A 3247-nucleotide genomic window follows, 5' to 3' on the forward strand; every position below is an offset into this window, starting at 1 on the left:
GTTCAGCCCCGGCGCCGCTTCCTTTTTCCGGGGGTAGCCGGGGGCGCCCCGCGGGTGCAGATTGGTGGATCGGCCGGCCCCGCGCGGGGCCCGGCGCAGCAGCAGCAGCGAACGGCAGAGACGTGGAACGATGAGCCAGGACCTTGTCGGGCAGCTCCGGGAGCTGGAGACGGAGGGGACGCGCGCCGTGGGGGGCGCGGAGGGCGCGGAGGCGCTGGAGGCGCTCCGCGTGGAGTACCTGGGGCGCAAGGGGCGCCTCACCGGGATCCTCCGCGGCCTGGGCGGGCTCGCCCCCGAGGAGCGCCCCGCCGTGGGCGCCGAGGCCAACCGGGTCAAGGAGGCGCTCTCCGCCCTGCTGGACGAGCGCCTCGCCGCCCTCGCCCCGCGGGAGGACGGGGGGCCGCGCGTGGACCTCACCCTCCCCGGGCGGCGCCGCTGGAAGGGCGGGCTGCACCCGGTGACGCAGGTGATCGAGGAGGTCTGCGACATCTTCCGCGACCTGGGCTTCACGCGCGTGGTGGGCCCCGAGGCGGAGACCACGGACTACAACTTCACCAGGCTGAACATCCCGCTCGACCACCCGGCGGCGGACATGCACGACACCCTGTACCTGTCCGAGGGGGTGCTGCTGCGGACGCACACCTCGCCAGTGCAGGCCCGGACCATGGAGCGCTTCGCGCCGCCGGTGCGCGTGGTGGTCCCGGGGAAGGTGTTCCGGCGCGACCCGTACGACGCCTCGCACGCGCCTGCGTTCGAGCAGATCGAGGGGCTGGCCGTGGACGAGGGGATCACCTTCGTGGACTTCAAGGCCACCATCTCCGAGTTCGTGCGGCGCTTCTTCGGTCCGGGCGCGGAGACGCGCTTCCGGCCGTCGTACTTCCCGTTCACGGAGCCCTCGGCGGAGGTGGACGTCTCCTGCCAGCTCTGCGGCGGGAGCGGGTGCAGCGCGTGCAAGGGCACGGGGTGGATGGAGATCATGGGCTCCGGGATGGTGCACCCCAACGTCTTCCGGGCGGTGGGCTACGACCCGGAGCGCTACACCGGCTACGCGTTCGGCATGGGGCCCGGGCGGATCGCCATGCAGCGGTTCGGGATTCCGGACATCCGGCTGCTGTACGAGAGCGACGTCCGGTTCCTGGAGCAGTTCGCGTAGGGTCGGTTTCAACAGCGGGTTTGGGCGAATCCCCGGCGGGATACTGCTCCGCCGGGGACCGCGCTCTATTCTCCTGGACACGAAAAGACCGTGTCCAGGAGAACGGAGCCGCCGGAAACTGCCCCGGCGTCTCCGCCCTTCGGGTCACGATCGCTTTCGCACTTTCGCACTCACGCACTTTCGCACTCACGCACTCGCCGTTCGATGAACGTCTCGTACCGCTGGATCCAGTCGCTCGTCCCCGGCCTCACCGAGGCCCCCGCCGACCTGGCGCACCGGCTCTCGCTCCTGGGCGCTCCCGCCGACGACGTGGTGGACCTCGGCGCCGGGGTGGAGGGGGTGGTGATCGCGCGCGTTGAGGAGGTGCGGCAGCACCCCAACGCCGACAAGCTGCGCATCACGCGCGTCAACGCGGGCGGCCAGACGGTGCAGGTGGTCTGCGGGGCGCCCAACGTGGAGGCGGGGCGGTACTACCCCTTCGCGCCGGTCGGGGCGTCGCTCCCGGGGGGGATGAAGATCGGAAAGGCCAAGCTCCGCGGGGAGGTGTCCGAGGGGATGCTCTGCTCCGCGCGGGAGCTGGGGCTGGGGCGCGACCACTCCGGGCTGATGGCCCTCGCGGGCGAGTGGGAGCCGGGGGCGCCGTTTCTCCAGTCGCTGGGGCTGGACGACGTGCGGCTGGTGCTGGACATCACCCCCAACCGGCCCGAGATGCTGTCGCACGTCGGGGTGGCGAGGGAGGTGGCGCCGGGCGGGGCGGCGGGGGTGCAGCTCCCGGAGTTCCCCAACGCGCCGGAGCGGCCCATCGAGCCGCGGCGGGTGGAGCGGGAGGGCGCGGTGGGCGGGGTGCGGGTGCGGATCGAGGATGTGGACGGGTGCCCGCGGTACACGGCGGCGGTGGTGCGGGGAGTGGAGGTGGGACCCTCGCCGGAGTGGCTGGCGACGCGGCTCCGCGCCGTGGGCGTGCGGCCCATCAACAACGTGGTGGACGCCACCAACTACGTGCTGCACGAGCTGGGGCAGCCGGTCCACGCCTTCGACCTGGACCGCCTCCGCGGGCCGGAGATCACCGTCCGGCGCGCCCGCGCGGGGGAGACGATCCGCACGCTGGACGGCGTGGACCGCACCCTGGCGGAGGGCGCGCTCGTGATCACGGACGCGGAGGGGCCGGTCGCCCTCGCGGGGGTCATGGGCGGCGAGGAGAGCGAGGTGCACGACGGCACCACCGCGGTGCTGCTGGAGGTGGCGCTCTTCGACCCGAAGGCGGTGCGGGGGACCCGCACGCCGCACGGGCTCTCCACCGACGCGTCGTACCGCTTCGAGCGCGGCGTGGACCCGGAGGGGCAGACCCGCGCGCTGGAGCGCGTCGTACAGCTCATCGTCGCCGTCGCGGGGGGTGAGGTGGACCGCGAGGCGCTGGACGTGAACCCGGTGCCGTTCGCGCGGCGGGTGGTCGAGCTGCGCCCCTCGCGGGTCGAGCAGGTGCTGGGGGTGGCGCTCTCCGGGGAGGAGATCGCGGGGCTGCTGGAGGCCATCGGGTTCCGGACGGACGCCGCGGTGTCGCCGCTGCGTGTCTCGGTTCCCGGCTTCCGCCCGGACGTGACGGAGGAGATCGACCTGATCGAGGAGGTCGCGCGCCGACGGGGGTACGACTCGTTCCCGGAGGAGATCCTCCCCTTCCGCGCCTCCGCCGTGCCGGAGAGCCCGGAGGTGGCGGCGGAGCGCCGCGCGCGCGAGTTCTTCCGTCGCGCGGGCTTCCTGGAGTCGCGCACCACCGGGTTCGCGCCGGCCGCCGAGGGGCGCGTCCCGGTGCTCAACCCGCTCTCCAGCGAGGAAGGGTCGCTCCGCGACGCGCTGGTCCCGGGGCTCCTGCGCCGTGTGGAGCACAACTGGGCGCACGGCGTCCGCGACGTCCGCCTTTTCGAGGTGGGGACGGTGTTCTCGCCGGCGGGCGGGGGCGCGGTGCCGCGCGAGGAGATCCGCGTGGCCGCGGCGTTCACCGGCGCCTCGCGCCCGGCGCACTGGAGCGGCGCCGCGGCGGCGTGGGACGTGTGGGACCTCAAGGGGCTCATGGAGGAGCTGGCGGAGGAGCACGGC

General features: G+C 73.9%; 2 protein-coding genes. Both read left to right on the forward strand.

Annotation, left to right across the window (positions count from 1 at the left end):
- The first annotated feature begins 130 nt into the window (after positions 1-130).
- Positions 131-1153 (forward strand): phenylalanine--tRNA ligase subunit alpha, encoded by a 1023-nt coding sequence (pheS, locus tag VGR37_03425; GenBank protein HEV2146445.1) that lies wholly within the window; start codon positions 131-133, stop codon positions 1151-1153.
- A 204-nt stretch (positions 1154-1357) separates the two neighbouring features.
- The coding region (gene pheT / locus VGR37_03430; protein ID HEV2146446.1) for a phenylalanine--tRNA ligase subunit beta at positions 1358-3247 on the forward strand (1890 nt) is incomplete at its 3' end.

Source organism: Longimicrobiaceae bacterium, from assembly GCA_035936415.1.
GTDB lineage: Bacteria > Gemmatimonadota > Gemmatimonadetes > Longimicrobiales > Longimicrobiaceae > JAFAYN01.

What these genes read in the sequence shown, in the direction of transcription:
- pheS (HEV2146445.1), top strand. Translation starts at nt 131, where the DNA reads ATGAGCCAGGACCTTGTCGGGCAGCTCCGGGAGCTGGAGACGGAGGGG.